General features: G+C 62.0%; 18 protein-coding genes. 12 read left to right on the top strand and 6 right to left on the bottom strand.

Annotation, left to right across the window (positions count from 1 at the left end; genetic code table 11):
- Positions 1-176 precede the first annotated feature (176 nt).
- The 6 genes from EA472_RS03100 to EA472_RS03075 all read left to right on the top strand — a co-directional run bounded on the left by EA472_RS03100 (position 177) and on the right by EA472_RS03075 (position 6813).
- Entirely contained in the window at positions 177-1634 is a 1458-nt protein-coding gene (locus EA472_RS03100) for an aldehyde dehydrogenase family protein (RefSeq protein ID WP_124190048.1), read from the top strand.
- A 156-nt stretch (positions 1635-1790) separates the two neighbouring features.
- Positions 1791-2111 carry an EthD family reductase gene (locus tag EA472_RS03095; RefSeq protein ID WP_124190047.1) on the top strand — a complete coding sequence of 107 codons (321 nt, stop codon included), beginning with the start codon at positions 1791-1793 and terminating at the stop codon, positions 2109-2111.
- A gap of 131 nt (positions 2112-2242) precedes the next feature.
- Complete coding sequence (locus EA472_RS03090) at positions 2243-3805, top strand: UbiD family decarboxylase (protein ID WP_124190046.1); 1563 nt, start codon at positions 2243-2245, stop codon at positions 3803-3805.
- A gap of 122 nt (positions 3806-3927) precedes the next feature.
- The gene (locus EA472_RS03085) at positions 3928-4506 is read left to right on the top strand and encodes a UbiX family flavin prenyltransferase (RefSeq protein WP_124190045.1); all 579 of its coding nucleotides are present in this window, start codon (positions 3928-3930) and stop codon (positions 4504-4506) included.
- Positions 4507-4716: 210 nt separating this feature from the next.
- Entirely contained in the window at positions 4717-5775 is a 1059-nt protein-coding gene (locus tag EA472_RS03080) for an ABC transporter substrate-binding protein (protein ID WP_124190044.1), read from the top strand.
- A 66-nt stretch (positions 5776-5841) separates the two neighbouring features.
- A complete protein-coding gene (locus EA472_RS03075) occupies positions 5842-6813 on the top strand; it encodes a DUF120 domain-containing protein (RefSeq protein ID WP_165874800.1) in 972 nt (323 codons plus the stop codon).
- Positions 6814-6816: 3 nt separating this feature from the next.
- Here the strand turns inward: EA472_RS03075 and EA472_RS03070 are convergent, their stop codons facing one another.
- The 6 genes from EA472_RS03070 to EA472_RS03045 all read right to left on the bottom strand — a co-directional run bounded on the left by EA472_RS03070 (position 6817) and on the right by EA472_RS03045 (position 11015).
- Positions 6817-7608: an enoyl-CoA hydratase/isomerase family protein gene (locus EA472_RS03070; protein WP_124190042.1), complete on the bottom strand. Its 792-nt coding sequence runs from the start codon at positions 7606-7608 to the stop codon at positions 6817-6819.
- A gap of 228 nt (positions 7609-7836) precedes the next feature.
- Positions 7837-8118: a 2Fe-2S iron-sulfur cluster-binding protein gene (locus EA472_RS03065; protein ID WP_124190041.1), complete on the bottom strand. Its 282-nt coding sequence runs from the start codon at positions 8116-8118 to the stop codon at positions 7837-7839.
- 1 nt (position 8119) lies between these two features.
- Positions 8120-8602: a GNAT family N-acetyltransferase gene (locus EA472_RS03060; protein ID WP_124190040.1), complete on the bottom strand. Its 483-nt coding sequence runs from the start codon at positions 8600-8602 to the stop codon at positions 8120-8122.
- A 169-nt stretch (positions 8603-8771) separates the two neighbouring features.
- Positions 8772-9101, bottom strand: coding sequence for a metal-sulfur cluster assembly factor (locus EA472_RS03055; RefSeq protein ID WP_124190039.1), 330 nt, complete (start codon positions 9099-9101; stop codon positions 8772-8774).
- 67 nt (positions 9102-9168) lie between these two features.
- The gene (locus EA472_RS03050) at positions 9169-9582 is read right to left on the bottom strand and encodes an acyl-CoA thioesterase (protein WP_124190038.1); all 414 of its coding nucleotides are present in this window, start codon (positions 9580-9582) and stop codon (positions 9169-9171) included.
- Between the two features lie 167 nt (positions 9583-9749).
- On the bottom strand, positions 9750-11015 hold the full coding sequence (locus EA472_RS03045; RefSeq protein WP_124190037.1) for an RNA-guided endonuclease InsQ/TnpB family protein: 1266 nt from the start codon (positions 11013-11015) through the stop codon (positions 9750-9752).
- Between the two features lie 288 nt (positions 11016-11303).
- On the opposite strand from EA472_RS03045, the gene EA472_RS03040 reads away from it, so the two are divergent.
- The 6 genes from EA472_RS03040 to EA472_RS03015 all read left to right on the top strand — a co-directional run bounded on the left by EA472_RS03040 (position 11304) and on the right by EA472_RS03015 (position 16360).
- Positions 11304-12206, top strand: coding sequence for a 1,2-phenylacetyl-CoA epoxidase subunit PaaC (locus EA472_RS03040; protein WP_165874799.1), 903 nt, complete (start codon positions 11304-11306; stop codon positions 12204-12206).
- Entirely contained in the window at positions 12203-12469 is a 267-nt protein-coding gene (locus EA472_RS03035) for a hypothetical protein (protein ID WP_124190035.1), read from the top strand. Before EA472_RS03040 ends, EA472_RS03035 begins: the two co-directional genes overlap by 4 nt.
- Positions 12469-13266 (top strand): 1,2-phenylacetyl-CoA epoxidase subunit PaaC, encoded by a 798-nt coding sequence (locus EA472_RS03030; protein WP_124190034.1) that lies wholly within the window; start codon positions 12469-12471, stop codon positions 13264-13266. Before EA472_RS03035 ends, EA472_RS03030 begins: the two co-directional genes overlap by 1 nt.
- A complete protein-coding gene (locus tag EA472_RS23495) occupies positions 13266-13445 on the top strand; it encodes a PaaD-like zinc ribbon domain-containing protein (RefSeq protein ID WP_124190033.1) in 180 nt (59 codons plus the stop codon). The genes EA472_RS03030 and EA472_RS23495 overlap by 1 nt, the downstream gene beginning before the upstream one ends.
- Positions 13446-13730: 285 nt before the next feature.
- Positions 13731-14459 carry a rod-determining factor RdfA gene (rdfA, locus tag EA472_RS03020; RefSeq protein ID WP_207891116.1) on the top strand — a complete coding sequence of 243 codons (729 nt, stop codon included), beginning with the start codon at positions 13731-13733 and terminating at the stop codon, positions 14457-14459.
- 119 nt (positions 14460-14578) lie between these two features.
- Complete coding sequence (locus EA472_RS03015) at positions 14579-16360, top strand: archaea-specific SMC-related protein (protein ID WP_124190032.1); 1782 nt, start codon at positions 14579-14581, stop codon at positions 16358-16360.
- Positions 16361-16393: the final 33 nt, after the last annotated feature.

Here is a 16393-nt window from a genome sequence, read left to right as displayed (position 1 = left end):
ACCACATTCCATTACCGGACGGTCGTTTCGTCGATTCGACGAACGACTCGCAAAACGCACACAGCCCCGTCTCTTCTCCGCGAGGCTACTACGGAACTGGTCACCCCGAGACGAGCGCGATCGTCTCGAGGTGAACGGTAAGGGTTAAGACGTCGCCACGACGTTTCTCGGACGACATGACGTACGACGGTCCAACAGCGTTGTTTATCGACGGGGAATGGGTTTCCGCAGCCGACGGCGAGACGATCGAGACGGTCGATCCGGCGACCGAAACGACCTACGCGACGGTCGCTTGCGCCGGCGAGTCGGACGTCGACGACGCGGTCGCGGCGGCGGACGGAGCGGCGGAGCGCGACGCGGAGTGGCGGTCGCTCGATCCCGCAGAGCGAGGGCAGTATCTCGCCGCGATGGCGGACGAGATCGAGGAGTTGAAAGACGAGATCGTCCTGGTGGAGTCCCACGACAACGGAAAGACGCCGTTCGAGGCGACCCTCGACGTCGACATGGTAATCGACACCTTCCGATACTACGCCGGCTTCACCGACAAGGTCCACGGCGAGACGATCCCGGTCCCCGGCTCGCGGATCGACTACACGCGACGCGAACCGCTCGGCGTCACCGGCCACATCTCGCCCTGGAACTACCCGTTCCAGCTGGCTGGACGCAGCGTCGCACCCGCGCTCGCGTGCGGAAATACCGTCGTCCTCAAACCCTCGAGCACGACGCCGCTTACGGCGCTGTACTACGCGAAAGCCGCCGAGCGCGTCGGCCTTCCCGACGGGGTTCTCAACGTGATTCCCGGTTCGGGCCGGGAGGCTGGGACGGCGCTCGCGACCCACGAGGACGTCGACCACCTCGCGTTCACCGGGAGCACTGGCGTCGGAAAGTCGATCATGGAGTACGCCGCCGAGGACGTCTCCGGCATCACGCTCGAACTCGGCGGGAAGGGACCGAACGTCGTCTTCGCCGACGCGGACCTCGAGGCGGCGGCGAAGGGGTGTCACTACGGCATCTTCATGAACGCCGGCCAGATGTGCTGGGCTGGTTCGCGACTGCTCGTCCACGAGTCGGTCCACGACGAAGTCGTCGACCGTGTCGTCGAACGGGCCGAAAGCACACCGCTCGGGAGCGGTATCGACGACGACGGCAGGATGGGGCCGCTCGTCAACGAATCCCACCGCGACGACGTCCTCGAGTACGTCGAGACGGGCGTTTCGGAGGGAGCGACCCTCGCCTGCGGGGGCGACGTGCCCGACGACAAACAGACCGGCTACTACGTCGAGCCGACGGTGTTCACGGACGTCTCGAACGACATGACGATCGCACGCGAGGAGATTTTCGGCCCCGTGCTGTCCGTGATTCCCTTCTCGGACCGCGAGGAAGCGATCGAGATCGCGAACGACTCGCCGTACGGACTGATGGCCGGCATCTGGACCAAGAACATCGACGTCGCCCACGACACCGCAGAGCGCCTCGAGTACGGAATGGTCAGCGTCAACGAGTACCCGGTGACGTTCCCGCAGACGCCCTTCGGCGGCTACAAGCAGAGCGGATTCGGCCGCGAGCAGGGTACGGAGGCGATCCGCGAGTACACGCAGGTCAAAAACGTCAACATCAACGTCGATCCGCGGTAATCGCCGCGCTCGTCGGGGTTCGCCGAACACGCGGGATCGTCGATCCGATTCGGTTCCGTCATCCCGATTCACGGACGATTCGACGCACCGATTCGACGGCGAGTACGCGCGGAACGCGAACGATTAAGTGAGTGATCGTTCAATCGACAGCCGTCCATGTACAAGGCAATGTTCATGCTCTCGCGGTCGTCTGACCTCTCACAGGAGGAGTTCGTCGAGTACTGGGAGGAAGAACACGCACCCGTCGCCGAAGAGATCCCGAACCTAAAGCGGTACGCCATCTGTCCGGCGACGAACCCGGAGGACTCGCCCCACGACGGGATCGCGGAACTCGCGTTCGAGTCCGAAGAAGATCTGTACGCCGCACTCGACTCCGAGGAGTTCGGACGCGTCCAGCGCGACGCAGCGGAGTTCAGCGATCCGGACTCGGTCGTCTTCACCATCGTCGAAGAGCGCGTACAGCTGGACGACGCGTAATCCGTCGCCGCATTTTTCCGCCGACCGCGTCGGTCACAGCATCCGAGTCGTCGCGATTTCGTCACCGAGGCGAAACGACGAGCGCCGGATTCCAAAGCTATATCACACTAGATAACCCACTACACGTCAGCATGGCACGAGAAAACGGTAGCCGCGACCTTCGAAAATGGATCGATCAGGTCGACGAGGTCGGTTCGCTGCAGCGGATCGGCGAGGAAGTCGACTGGGACGAGGAGATGGGTGCGATCACCTACGTCTCCCACAAGAAAGAGGGCGCACCTGCGCTGTTGTTCGAGAACATCAAGGACTATCCGGAGGGCTATCGCGTCCTCTTCAACATCTTCTCCTCGAGCACCGAGCGCCTCGCGGTGACGATGAACGAAGACCCAGGCCTCGATGAACGACAGCTGATCCAGAAGGCGCGTTCGAAGCTCACCGCCCGCGAGGAGCCGACGCAGGTCGATCCCGCCGACGCGCCGATCTTCGAGAACACGGACACCGGCGAGGACGTCGACCTCTGGCAGTTCCCGGTCCCGAAGATGTGGCCGGGCGACGGCGGTCGGTTCATCGGCACCGCCGACCTGACGATCACGCGAAACCCCGACACGGGCGAACTCAACATGGGGACGTACCGGCAGATGATCCACAACGAGAACCAGACCGGGCTGTTCACCTCGCCCGGAAAGGACCTTCGCCTGCACCTCCAGAAGCAGTGGGCGAAGGGCGAGCCGCTCGAGGTCGTCGCCGTCTACGGCGTCCAGCCCGAGCTGTTCCTGGCGTCCCAGCTGACGTTCGGCGAGGACGTCTCCGAGCTCGAGATCGCCGGCGGGGTCCGCGGCAGTCCGATCGAGATGGTCGAGGGCGAGATCACGGATCTACCGATCCCGGCCAACGCCGAGATCGCCGTCGAGGGGAAGATGTACCCCGGCGAGACGAAGACGGAGGGGCCGTTCGGGGAGTTCACCGGCTACTACGGCCGTCCCGAGGACGACGCGGAGGTGAACACCGTCGAGGCGATTCACTACCGCGACGATCCGATCCTGACCTGTGCGCTGATGGCGGACTACCCGGGCTGTGACATCAACCTGACCTACAGCGTCGGCCGATCCGCGCGAATCTGGAACGACCTCGAGTCGCTCGGTCTCCCGGGCGTCGAGAGCGTCTACACTCACCCGGCCGGCGCGTCCGGGATGGCGATGACCGTCGTCTCGATCGACCAGCAGTACGCCGGCCACGCGAAGCAGGCGGCGACGCTGGCCGCGCAGTGTCCCGGCGGCGCGTACTTCAGCAAGTTCATCGTCGTCGTCGACGACGACGTGAACCCGGCGGACACCAACCAGGTCATCTGGGCGCTCGCGACCCGCTGGGACGCCGAGCGACACACCGACCTCCTGACGGACACCTGGAGCACGCCGCTCGATCCCTCGCGCAACCCGGCCGACGAGCGACCGTACGGCTCCCAGCTCATCATCGACGCGACGAAAGAACACAAGTACATGGACGAGTTCCCGCCGCGGACCGCCATCCGCGAGGAGATGTACGAGGAGGTCGTCGACCGCTGGGACGAACTCGGCTTCGACTACGAACCGCCGAGTCTGCCGATCTTCTACGGCGAAACGGGCAGTCACGGCGACAGCGACGAAGCGACGAGCGACGAGAGCGGCGACGGCGACGATTTCAGCATGACGATGTAACCTCGCCGACCGCGAGGTTCGATCTCGGCCGACGAGTCGAGCGTCGACGCGATCCGTTTTTCGGAACCGGCGTCGACTCCGCTGTCACAAGTTATAATTAGGTGCCGGCGGAATCTCTACCCGTGCCACAACGTATCGTCATCGGAATGACCGGGGCGACCGGTCAGATCTACGGAATCAGGGCCCTGCAGCTCCTTCGGGAGACGGAGTACGAGGTCCACCTCATCCTCTCGGACGCCGGAAAGATCAACGTCTCACAGGAGGCCGACTACGAGGTCAGCGAGGTCAGCGAGCTCGCCGACGTCGTCCACGACGTCAAGAACATCGGCGCCGAGACGGCGAGCGGTTCGTTCCGAACCGAGGGGATGCTGATCGCTCCCTGTTCGATGAAGACGCTGTCGAACATCGCCCACGGCAGTTCGGGCGACCTCATCACCCGTAGCGCCGACGTCGCGTTGAAGGAACGGCGACCGCTCGTCCTCATGCCGCGAGAGAAGCCGTTCAACAGGATCCACCTGAAAAACATGCTCGAGGTGACCGACGCGGGTGCGATCGTCTTTCCGCCGTTTCCCTCCTTCTACCAGGGACCGACGGACCTGGACGACATGATCACGCGGACGACCGCCAGAGCGCTCTCCCAGCTCTCGGTCGACGTCGAAGTAGACGAGTGGGAGGGGCTGAGTTCGTCACACAGCCCGTGACGGTTCCGCTCGAGAACCGCAGATGCGACGAATCGTCGGTCGGGACGATGCGGCCGGATGGGCCGAACTGTATTCGTCGAAGCAGGACGCCCGGAATGTCGATGATCCACGATATACTGAACGTAGCTCTCGCCGAGATCCTGAACACGTAGTACAGGGACGGATCCGCATATTTTTATACGTCAACGGTGAACATAGAGATGAATCGCAATGAGGCGAAGAACTTTCATTAGAGCGGGTGGTGCAGCGGGTGTCGGTATCGCCCTCGCTGGCTGTACGGGCAATGGTAACGGGAACGGCAACGGAAATGGAGCCGGAAACGGCAACGGCAACGGAGCCGACGACGGCGACCTCGAGATGCCAGATACGATCCGCATCGGGACGCCGTCGCCCGACGCGCCGACGTGGGAGATGAGCTCTCACCCGGGATTACAGTACGCGCTCGAGGACAGGGGACACGACACCGAACTCACGCGCGAGCAGTTCACCGGCTTCACCGGAATGGCCGCGGCGTTCGTCTCCGACGAAGCGGACATGGGCTACATGGGACTCTCGTCGCTGATCAACGCGATCGAGGAGGGATTCCCGCTCGTAGGCTTTGCGGGCTACATCAACGAGTACGTGTTCCCGGTGGTCGTCGCCCCGGAGATCGAAGAGTGGGAGGACCTCCGCGACGGCGACGTCGCGATCCACGACCCGGACTCGATCTCGACGCCGTCGGCACAGATCGCCATCAGGGAGGAACTCGGCTCGATCGACGACGTCAACTACCGGAGCATCCTGGGAACGACGAACCGCCTCTCGGCGCTCGAGGCCGGCGAGGTGCAGGGTGCCGCCGTCTTCGACTCCGGCGCGTACCAGGCCGAAGCGGAAGGGTACGGACGGGTGCTGTCACACCCCACCGAGTACGAGCAACTCAACCAGCAGACGGTCGGGCTGTGGGTGACCCTCGAGGAGAACCTCGACGAAAACGAGGAGGTGTACGGGGAGATCGCCGACTGCCTCGCACAGGGTCACGGCGAACTGTACGAGCGCGACGAAGACGAAGTGCTCGACGATGCCCTCGACAGCGGGATCTACCCGGACTTCGACCGCGATGCCCACCAGCAGTCGTTCGAAATCGTCAAGGAAGCACAGCTCTGGCCGGACGGAATCGACATCACCGAGGAGGAACTCGAGCGGTCGCTGGACGTCCTCGAGGCGACGGGGCTCGTCAGCGAGGATCGGCGGCTCTCGCGCGACGAGGTCTTCGACGACCGATTCGTCTGATCGGCGGATCGGGCTGTGGGGTATCGGCTCGAATAGACTCGGCGATCGATGGACCCTGAACTACCGGTGAACGGACGCATAACGGGCGGAGAGAAACGAGCGAGCGAGTTCGTCGCAGCCACTAGCGACCTCCTCGAGGACGCGCTCGGTTTCCGTCCGTATCCCGGGACGCTGAATCTGAACGACGTCGACTCGCTCGATCCGTTGCCGTCCGAGACGCATCCGGTTCCCGGCGACGATCACTGCGCCGGCATCGTTGCTCGATCCTGTCGGCTCGGTGGAATGCGAGCCGCGGTGATCCGGCCACTCGTTCCGGACTATCCCGAGGAGAAGACGGAACTCGTCGCCCCGGTCCGGGTTCGGTCCCTGTTCGGTCTCGAGGACGGCGACGCCGTTCGTCTCACGAGACCGGACCGCTGCGCCCACGCCGCGGCGACCGGCGAACGCGATGCGGATCGCGATGGACCGGAGCCGGACGTCGACGGACGAGCGGTGGACGCGTTCGACGCGGTCGTCTTCGACCTCGACAACACGCTGGTCACGCTCGACGTCAACTGGTCGGCCGTCCACCGCCGGGTCGAATCGCTCCTCGAGCCGGCGCTCGAAAAACCCCTTTCGGCGTACGACAGACTGGCGGTCTTCGAGCTGGCAGCGAAAACCGGCCGCGAAACGGTCCTCGAGTCGCTGTTACGCGAGGCCGAACTGGCGGGCGCGCGGACGGCGACGGCTCTGCCGGCGCTCGCCGTCGTCGACGAACTCGCGTGTCCCGTCGGCGTCTGTACGGCCAACGCCGAGCGCGCAGCGGAGATCGCGCTCGAACGGTTCGACGTCCGGGACGACGTCGGTGCGATCGTCGGACGCGATACGATCCCCGAGCACAAACCCCACCCCAGGACGCTCGAAACCGTCGCCGAATCGCTCGGCGTCGAGTGCGGTAACGTGTTGTACGTCGGCGACGAGGAGGTCGACGCGACGCTCGCGGTCGATGCCGGTGCGTCCTACGTCCACCCGGATCGGCTGCGAATCGAAACCGGGTGAGCGTTACTCTCCCGAGAACTCGGCGCTTCGCTTTTCCCTGAACGCCGCGATTCCTTCCGCGTGATCCTCGCTCGCGCCGAGGATCGCGTTGGCACGGGCCTCGTTCTCGAGGGCCTGCTCGAACGACGCGTTGACCCCCTCGTGGAGCAGGCGCTTCGAGAGGCCGAGCGCGCGGGTCGGGCCGTCGCGCAGCCTGTCGACGAGTTCGGATACCTTCTCGTCCAGTTCGTCGGCCGGAACCGCGTAGTTCACCAGTCCCAGTTTCTCGGCCTCCGTTCCGTCGACGGGGCGGCCGGTCATAACGAGTTCCTTCGCGACGCAGAGGCTGGTGTTTCGCGTCAGCAGGTACGAACCGCCGCAGTCGATCGCCAGTCCGACGTTCTTGAAGCCCTCGATGAGTTTCGCGTCCTCGGCTGCGACGATCATGTCGCATGCGAGCGCGAGATTCGCACCCGCACCGATGGCGTCGCCCTGAAGACGACAGACGACCGGCTTCTCGACGTCGACGAGCGCCTGGATCGGTCGGTGGATGCCCTCGACGATGTAATCGCGGCGTTCGACCGGCGTGACGTCGTCGTCGAGCAGCGATCCGAGTTTCTTGACGTCGCCGCCGCCACAGAAGACGTCGCCGTTCGCCCGCAGTACGAGGACGCGCACGTCGTCGTCCGCCGCGGCGTCCTCGACGTGCTCGGTGAGCGCGTCGATGACGTCCGCGTTCATCGCGTTTCGTGCGTCCGGTCGGTCGAGTACGAGTTCTGCAACGCCGTCGTCAACGGTGTACTGTACGTCGGACATATCCGCAGTATCGTCCACTCGAGCATTAAACCTGGCGATGAGGCCGTCCCGTCGGCGAAATCCGTTCGATTCGGTGGGAGATGTACGCGGCGAGTCGGAGAGACACGGTCGGAGTGCAGGCGAGCCGTCAGCAGTCGGTTCGATCGGACGCCTTCGTGCGATCCGCGAAAATCGAGGAGCCGGCGATCGGTGTTTAACACACACTAAGTGTGTGTAACACGGGTGGACTCAGGGCGTGTCTTCGGGGTGCAGTTCGAGATCGGACCGGGGTGTCGCGACGCAGGTCAGGACGTACCCCTCTTCTTCCTCGCTCGGGGTGAGCATCATCGCGTCCTCCTGGGAAACCTCTCCGGATGCGTGCATCGCACAGATTCCGCAGTGTCCCATCCGACACTGGTAGGGCATATCCAGCCCGTGTTTCTCCGCGGCGTCGAGGATGCTCTCGTCGCTGTTTTCGGGCATCTCGAACTCGACGTCCTCGGTCGGTATCTCGATCGAGTGCTCCGTCATGCTACAATGACGCCTCGTACGTGTACTCGATTCGTTCCAGGCCGTACTCGTCGTAGACGTCTTTGAGGTAGTCGTTCTGTGCGAGAACGTTCACCCGGTAGAACGGAAGGTTCTTCTCGTCGGTGAACCACTGCTCGGCCGCCTCGAGCAGCGCCTCCTCGATGCCGTTGCCCTGGTACTCCTCTCTGACGTGGTGGCCGAACACCATCCCGTGTTGATTGAGCTGGAAGATCGGGTGTGAACCCATGATCCGAACCTCGATCACGCCGAGCAGTCCGTCGGCCTCGTCGGAATCCGCGACGATGATCGCGGCCTTCGAGGAGTTGACCATCTGGTTCAGGAAGTAGTTTCGCCACTGTTCGCCGGCTTCTTCTTTGTGCGTGTATCGGTCGTCGATTCGCGAAAGTTGGTCGGAGTACTCGTACCAGAGATCGAGAATGTCGTCTGCGTCTTCTTCCTCCGCGAACGTTATTTCGTAGTTCATACAGGAAAGATCCGTATCCGAGTACAAAGTGATTTCGGGACGACGTGCTCGAAATGTTACCGGTTCGAGGGCGATATCATCGCATCGAGAGCGGAGACGGCGGATCGGGGAGACGTCTCGGAGGGTGACGGCGGAGAGGAGTCGCGAGCGCGGCGAGAACGGCGGTGAATCAGACCGAAATGCCGAGCGACTGGAGCTGCTGTTTGCCCGTCTCGGTCATCTTGTCTTTCGTCCAGACCGGGTCCCAGACGATGTCGACGTCGACGCTCTCGACGTCGGAGAGCTCGAGCAGGCGATCCTCGACTTCGTCGACCATGAGCTGTGCGGCGGGACAGCCCATCGCGGTCAGCGTCATGTCGACGTCGACGTGACCGTCGGCGTACTCGATGTCGTAGACGAGCCCGAGGTCGACGATACTGATCGGCAGTTCCGGATCCTGCACGTCCTCGAGTGCGACGCGGCACTTCTCGGCGGTGGATGTAGCTTCACTTTGCGCCATTACCCGCTCGTAAGGCCGTCTCGATAATATACCTTCGGGTCGAACGACGGTCGCACAAGTCGGACGATCAGTCCCACTCGTGGGCTTCGAGCGCCGTCCGGAACTCGTCGGGAATCTCGACGGTCGTCCCCGGCTCGCGGGTCGAGAGACAGACTCGCGTCAACTCGATCTCGAACGCTTCGTACCCGTTCGTCACGTTGTGAGCGAGCGCCCGCACGTCGAACGACTTCGTTCCGATCGAGTCGACGCCGACCTGAACCTCGACGTCGTCGCCGAGTTCGATCGGGCCCCGAAAGTCGCCTTCGGCGTGTGCGATCGGAAACAGCACGCCGAGTTCCTCGTCGAGCTTCGGAATCGGGTACCCCATCTCGTCGAACCACTCCTCTTCGGCGACGTGGACGTAGTTGAACAGTCGGCCGTAAAAGACGCGTCCGGCGTAGTCGATGTCTTCGAACCTGGCCGTCACGGTGTGCGTGAACATCGTCCGTGGGGTTTCGCTGTGCGGTGATGAATGTTCCGGACGACGCCGTCGGACCCACGGAACCGCGAGACCGCCGGTTTGCAACCACGTACTTGACCTCCTCCTCCGCGTTCACGCGGAGGAATCCCACCATGGGATTTCAGGCCGAGTGTAGCGGCCTGTTAGTTTCAAGACGCATACGTTCCACGTGTCACCTGCTGGGTTTCAGCATCTGTGTGGCTGTCTTGTGGCCCGGTCAAACAGGCCCCATCCGTAGCCGAGTCATCGTCACCGGCCTTCTGTGGGGAATCGTCTTCCCGGTCGATTTGGCGGTGACTCTCTCCACTACGGTAGCGGTCTGCAATGTTTATCGCCCCGTTCACATCAGCTTGGTACTCAGCGACCCAACAGCCGTCGTTCGAGCAACGGAACGTCGCCTGTCGTGGCCGGGAGCCGTGTTCTCCGCAGGCGTGGCACGCCTTCGACGTGTTCTGGGGATTCACCGTCTCGACGGGAATCCCCTTCTCGGCGGCTTTGTAGCGAATTTGTGCGTGGAGCTTGGCAAAACCCCATCCGTGCAACCGCCGGTTCATGTACGCGCCGTAGTCCATGTTCTCACGGATGTACGTCAAGTCTTCCAGCACCAACACTGGATCCTCGACAGACTCGGCGTACTCCACGACCTCGCGAGTTACACGGTGGAACACGTCGTCAATCTGGACCCACAGTGCGTCACCGTAGGACGCTACGATTCGCTCGCTGCCACGCTGCTGCAGCCGTCTTGTAGCGGTGAAGTAGGTCTTGCGGAGCCGACGAACGGCTTTGCCGTCGTCGGCCCACAGGTGGGGGCGAACTGGAGAACCGCTCTCATCACGGTGACACACCGTGACGAGACTCGCTTCTCCGATGTCCACACCAATCGGCGTTCGTTCGTCAGCGGACGTCTCGGATTGGACTTCTACGTCGCGGGTGGCAGTGACGTGGAGATACCACGTCCCGTCGCGCTCGAAGAGCCGACTTTCACCCATCTCGGCGTCGTCTGCGTACAACGCTTCGAGCCACTCTCGCTGGTCGGGATTGGCCTGTGCCGGAATCCAGAGGTGGTAGTCTTCGTGGTGTGGAATTTTGACGTACCACTCGAGAGCGTTCTGAGGCTGGTGGTCGAGTTGCAGTCCCTCGTTGGTGAACCGCACCGGGTGGTCGTCATGCAACTCGTCGGCGTCGTAGCTGTTGCCACAGAGTTGTGGAACGTACTTCTTGAGGGCGTTTTTCGCGTAGCCGCTCAGGTCGTACTCGACGACCACGTCGTTCGCCGCTGACTGTGTGTCACAGCCAGCGGCGAACGCCTCCTGAAGTGCCTGCTGGTAAGCGTCCCGCGTCTCACGAAGCTTCTGTCGCTTGTGGGCGTTTGGGTCCACAAGCTTCAGTTCGAGCGTCTTCGTGAGTTTACCCATCGTTGCCGTATAACACCGTTCGGTTGTGATCAGTAAATACGTCAGCCGTCCGGAGTGGAAGTGAAACTGTGGGGAAATCCGGCACTGCAACAGAACGGTGGATTGTCACATTATGCTGTCCGCTCGACCCCCGCCTGTTCGCTCCTCGGTTCCGACAGGTGTCGGAGCACTCCTCACTCACGGGAAAAAGGAGGTATGCGCTCGTCTCTCTATCAACGGTCGCGCAACTACAGCGCTCCTGCATTCTTAGCAAGAACTATATTGATGCAGCCACGAGTAGTAGGTGATATGGGCGTCGTAGAACGTCAGTTAGAGGAGCTCAAAGCTCAGTGTAAAGCCGACGATGACGAGGTCGTGAGCCGCGTCTCCCGCGGTGAGACGATCGAGACCATCGAAGAGATGAGTCCGGGGTACCTCGAGACGCTTGTCGAGTTCATGCTCACCCAGCACGACACGGAGATCATGAGCGCGTGTGCGTACCACCCCGCGGCGACGCAGAAGGCGCCGACGCTGGACGCCAAGATCTCCGGAAGCGCAGTCGTCCAGGACGAGATCGGCCACGCGAACCTGGGATACCGGGTGCTCTCCGACCTCGGTTTCGACAAGGAAGCGCTCATGTACGAGCGCGAGCCGACCGAGTGGCGAAACATGCGGGTCTTCGACGAGCCGTTCGAGAACTTCGCCGAATTCGCCTGCGGCGTCGGGTTTTACGACCGCGCCGGCACGATCCAGATCGGCGACATCGAGGAGAACTGTTCGTTCGGTCCGTGGCGGCGGTACGAACGAAAGGTCGTCGCGGAGGAGGGATTCCACAAGCGCCTCGGCGACATGTGGTTCAAACGCCTCGGCAGCGGCACCCCCGAGCAACAGCAGGCGCTGGAGGACGCCGTCGACAAGATGTTCCCCAAGGCCATCGCCTTCCTCGGCCACCCCGAGAAGGAAGGCAAAGCGATCCAGCAGATTCGCAAGTACAACCTCCGTGAAGGAACGAACTACGAACACCGCCAGGAGTGGCTCAAGCAGGTCTACCAGACGTTCGAGCCCCTCGAGGTCGACATCCCGATCAGCCACGACGAGGACGAAGACGAGTACGACGTCACCTTCGACATGGACTGGAAAGGCGTCTACAGCGAGTGGAAGGAATCGCCGGGACCGGTCGACCACATCCAGACCGTCAAGGGAGTCGCATGAAAGGAAAACGTACGTACGAAGTATTCGCACGGATCAACGCCGGCGAACCGCTCCAGTCGATCGGCAGCGTCGACGCGCCGAGCGACGAGTTCGCAAAGCAGTACGCGAAGATGTTCTACGACGAGGAGGACTGGGAAGTCATGTTCGTCGTCGACCGAAAAAACATCCTGAAAGTCAGCGGCGATCCGGGCCACGAGTACGACGACGTCGGCGAACTCGAAGCCCCGCCCGCCGGATTTACCACGCAGGCAGGTGAGCGATAATGAGCTCCGATACAGCACTCTCGAGTGAAGCGCGCGAAGCGGCGTACGATCTCGCGTTGACCCTCGCCGACACCGAGTTCATCACCGCACACCGGTACTCCGAGTGGGGAATGCTCGGCGCGCCGGACATCGAGGAGGACATCGCGCTCTCGTCGATCATCCAGGACGAACTCGGCCACGCCAGAGCCGCCTACAAGGCCGCCGCCGATCTCGGCGACACGTCGGTCGACGACCTCCTCTACGAGCGGTCGGTCGACGAGTGGCGAAGCCCGTCTGTGCTCGATACGGAACTGGACAACTGGGCCGAGATCATCGCCTCGCTCGCCGTCCTCGACTACGCGACCGTCCTCGTCTTCGAGAACCTGCAGAACAGCTCGGTCGACGAGCTTTCGGGCATCGCGGAGAAGGTTCTCCAGGAGGAGTCCCAGCACATCCAGCACGGGCAGGTTTGGCTGGGCGTCTACGCCGACGAGCAACAGGACGAGTTCCCGAAAGAAGAACTACAGGACGCCCTCGATTCGTTCGTTCCACAGGTCGCCCAGTGGCTCGGACGGGACGAGGGCAGCGAAGCGCTCGTCGACGCCGACGCGTTCGAACGCTCGAACAGCGAACTGCGCGAAGAGTTCCTCTCGGATATCACTTCCCTCCTCGAGTCTAACGGGTACGACGTTCCGGACGTCGATCTCGAGTGGGACGAGTGGGACGATTCGACGCGGCGACAATCACCACCGGAGTCAGCGTTCGAACGGACAGTCGACGAAGTAACGGGCCGCCAGCACAGGTACCTCGCCGGATAATGTCAGAGAATACGACCCGCTCTCGCGTCACGAATCAGCAAACGGACGGCGCCGAGTGCCCATACTGTGGTAGTACCGACACGTCACTCGAAAGCGCGTTCGGCAGCACGATTCTCAAGTCGCAATATCACTGCGACGAATGTATGAACGTGTTCGAACACATCAAGTGGGAGACCTAACGTAGGACGTGGAATAACCAAACATCTTCCGCCACACTTCCGTTAAATGTCGAAAGTGGCGACTCATATTCTGATTTTGGTGCTGATACGGAAAGAGACACATGGGTTCGTAACCATAAATAATCCGTTCTTATACCAGACCAGTCAGTAGTTTAGTACTTATCCCACGGCGTGTCGACGGGATCGATTCGGAATGGGCGAGAGTCTTTCGGCGAACGATGCGCTATTTACAATGTTCAATCATGTGGGCCAGATTTATGTATATGCACCGGCTACTTCCGTCCAATGAACGACGCGGACTGTTGTAAAGTCGGTACCCTTATCGACGACTACGATCTCGATTCACCGCGACCAGCAGACGACTCCCTCGACGACTACCTCCTCTCGCGATGGCTCGGAGACGACGACACGCAATCGGTCGGCTACAGAACGCTCACCGAGTGGTTCAACAAGCGACTCCTGAAACGAGCCTACGATCGATCCGGACGCAACGCGATGGGGAACAGACTCGAGAGCGACTTCGAGGCGCTGACTGACGACGGCCTCGTCAAAATGGACACGATCGACGATCTCGAGGCAGACGGCATCGACGCCGAAGCGCTGCTGGACGATATGATCTCCTGGAGTACGATGCGAAACCACCTCAACGAGTGTCTCGGCGAGGAAAAAGAGAAAAAAGAGGCCTCGACGAACTGGGAGCTAACCAGCGTCGACATCGCCTGCGATCGGACGAAACAGAAAGTCGAGAGCGCCGTCAACTCCCTCATGTCCAAAGGGAAGATCGACGAAGACGAAGACGTCGACGTCGAGATCAAAGTTCAGTTGTGCTGCGGACAGTGTCCGACGCGGGTTCCGTTCGACGTCGCGATGAATCGAGGCTACGTCTGTGCCGACCACCGTTCGGAGGCGGTCGAGGACGAGGCCGTCATCCAGGTCAACGATACGAGCAGCGAGGAGACGTTCTACTGGGCGACCTCGGTCCCGCGCCAGCAGATGCCCTCGTTCGGAGTCTGACGCGCGAGTTTCTTTGCGTTTTACGAGCAGTCCCGCCCGTTCGAGCTGAATTGTGTAACTCGCTCGAGGCTGTACCAGAGAGCCCGCACATTTAAGCTAGTGCGTGGACGACTGAAAGTATGAGCTGGACGCTGCAGATCGATCATATCGCGGGTATCCTGGAGGGGCAAGCGGAGATCGAACGGGGGTTGAACGCCGTCAGAGCCGAAAACTGGCAGGGGAAATCGAGTCTCATCATGGCGATCGAAGCCGCGATGGGGACCGAAAAGCCGTTGACCGAAAACGCTGACGAGGGGGAGGTCGTCCTCGAGTCCGACGACGGAGAGGTCGCCGTCTCTTTTACCGATCAGAACGGAACGATCGTCCGCCACGGAACGCCGTACCTGGAAAACGAGTACGATCGAACCTGTGCGGAACTCTACGCCTTTCTCGACGAATCGAACCCGATTCGGCGTGCGGTTCGAAACGAAGAAAACCTCGAGGAGTTGCTGACGAAGCCCCTCGACCTCGAAAACATCGACAACCAGATCGCCGAGTTGAAAGCCGAGCGAGACGCGGTCGAGTCGGAACTCGCCCGCGCGGAATCGGCCGCCGAAGAGCTGATCGCGGCGGAATCGGAGCTGACGACGCTGCAAGACGAACTGGAATCGCTTGAAGCTCGACGCGCGGAGGTCTCTCAGCCCGAATCGGATGGCACCGGCCGTGAGGAGCTGAGCAACGCCCGGACCCAGCGGGAGAACCTCCGCAGTCAGATCGATCGTATCGAGTCGAGCATCGACCGCATCGAAGGGAGACTCGAGGAGCGCCGAACCGAGCGCGAGGAACTCGAACTTCCCGAGGTCGACGGCGATGCGGAGGACGTCCAGGTACTCAACGAGACGCTTCAGCGTCTCGAAGCCGACGTCGAGTTGCTTCGATCGGTGTACACGGCGAACAAGCGGATCGTCGACGAGAACCGACTCGAGCTACTCGCCGACGTCGAGCGCGGACTGCTCGAGGATTCCTTCGACTGCTGGGTCTGCGAGGGAACGACCGACGAGGAAGCGGTCCAACGCTCGCTCGAGGCGTTACAGGGTCGCATCTCGGAGTTACAGGACGAAGCCAGCGAACTCCGCGAGCGCGTTCGGACCGCCGAACAGGCACAGAAAGACCGACGCCGGGCGAAGCGACGGGCCGAAACGCTCGAGAGCGAGATCGAAGACCTCGAGACGAAGCTCACGGATCGTCGAGAGACGCTCGAACAAACGCGGGAATCGCTCGAGTCGACGGAAGTCCGCATCGAGAAACTCCAGGAGTCGGTCAGCGAGACCGAAGACAAGGTGACGGAACTCGAAAGCGAGATCAAGTACACGAAATCGCGGATTTCGGACGCCGAAGGTCGGATTCAGACGCTCGAGGATCGCGCCGATCAGCGGCCGTCGCTCGAATCGGAGCGCGAGTCGCTCTCCGAGGAGATCACACAGCTCAGATCGCGACGAGACGAGATGAAAGCGAAGACGCGCGAGTCGTTCAGCGAATCGATCGCCGAAATCATCGACCGCTTCGACACCAGCTACGAGAGCGCCAGGCTGACCTCGAACTTCGATCTCGTGGTCGCACGCGACGGCCGCGAGGTCTCGCTCGAGGCGCTCAGCGAGGGCGAAGTCGTTCTGCTGGGAATCGTCGCGGCGCTGGCAGGGTACGACGCCTACGACGTCGACGAGCGCGTGCCGGTCATCCTGATCGACAGCCTCGGCGGACTGACCGATAAGAACCTGAATCTGCTCGTCGAGTACTTGCTCGAACGAACCGAACGGATCGTCTGTACGGCCTACCCAGAGCAGTCCTCGGTCGAGGGCCACGAAATCGATCCCGCTTCGTGGACGGTCGTCTCCGACGATTCGGTCACGGTACAGCCCTGACGACCCGGAGTTCGGACGAAACGGGTTTTTCGA

Origin of the sequence: Natrarchaeobius oligotrophus (assembly GCF_003841465.1) — an archaeon.
GTDB classification, from domain to species: Archaea; Halobacteriota; Halobacteria; order Halobacteriales; family Natrialbaceae; genus Natrarchaeobius; species Natrarchaeobius oligotrophus.
This window is presented reverse-complemented; position numbering and strand designations above follow the sequence as displayed.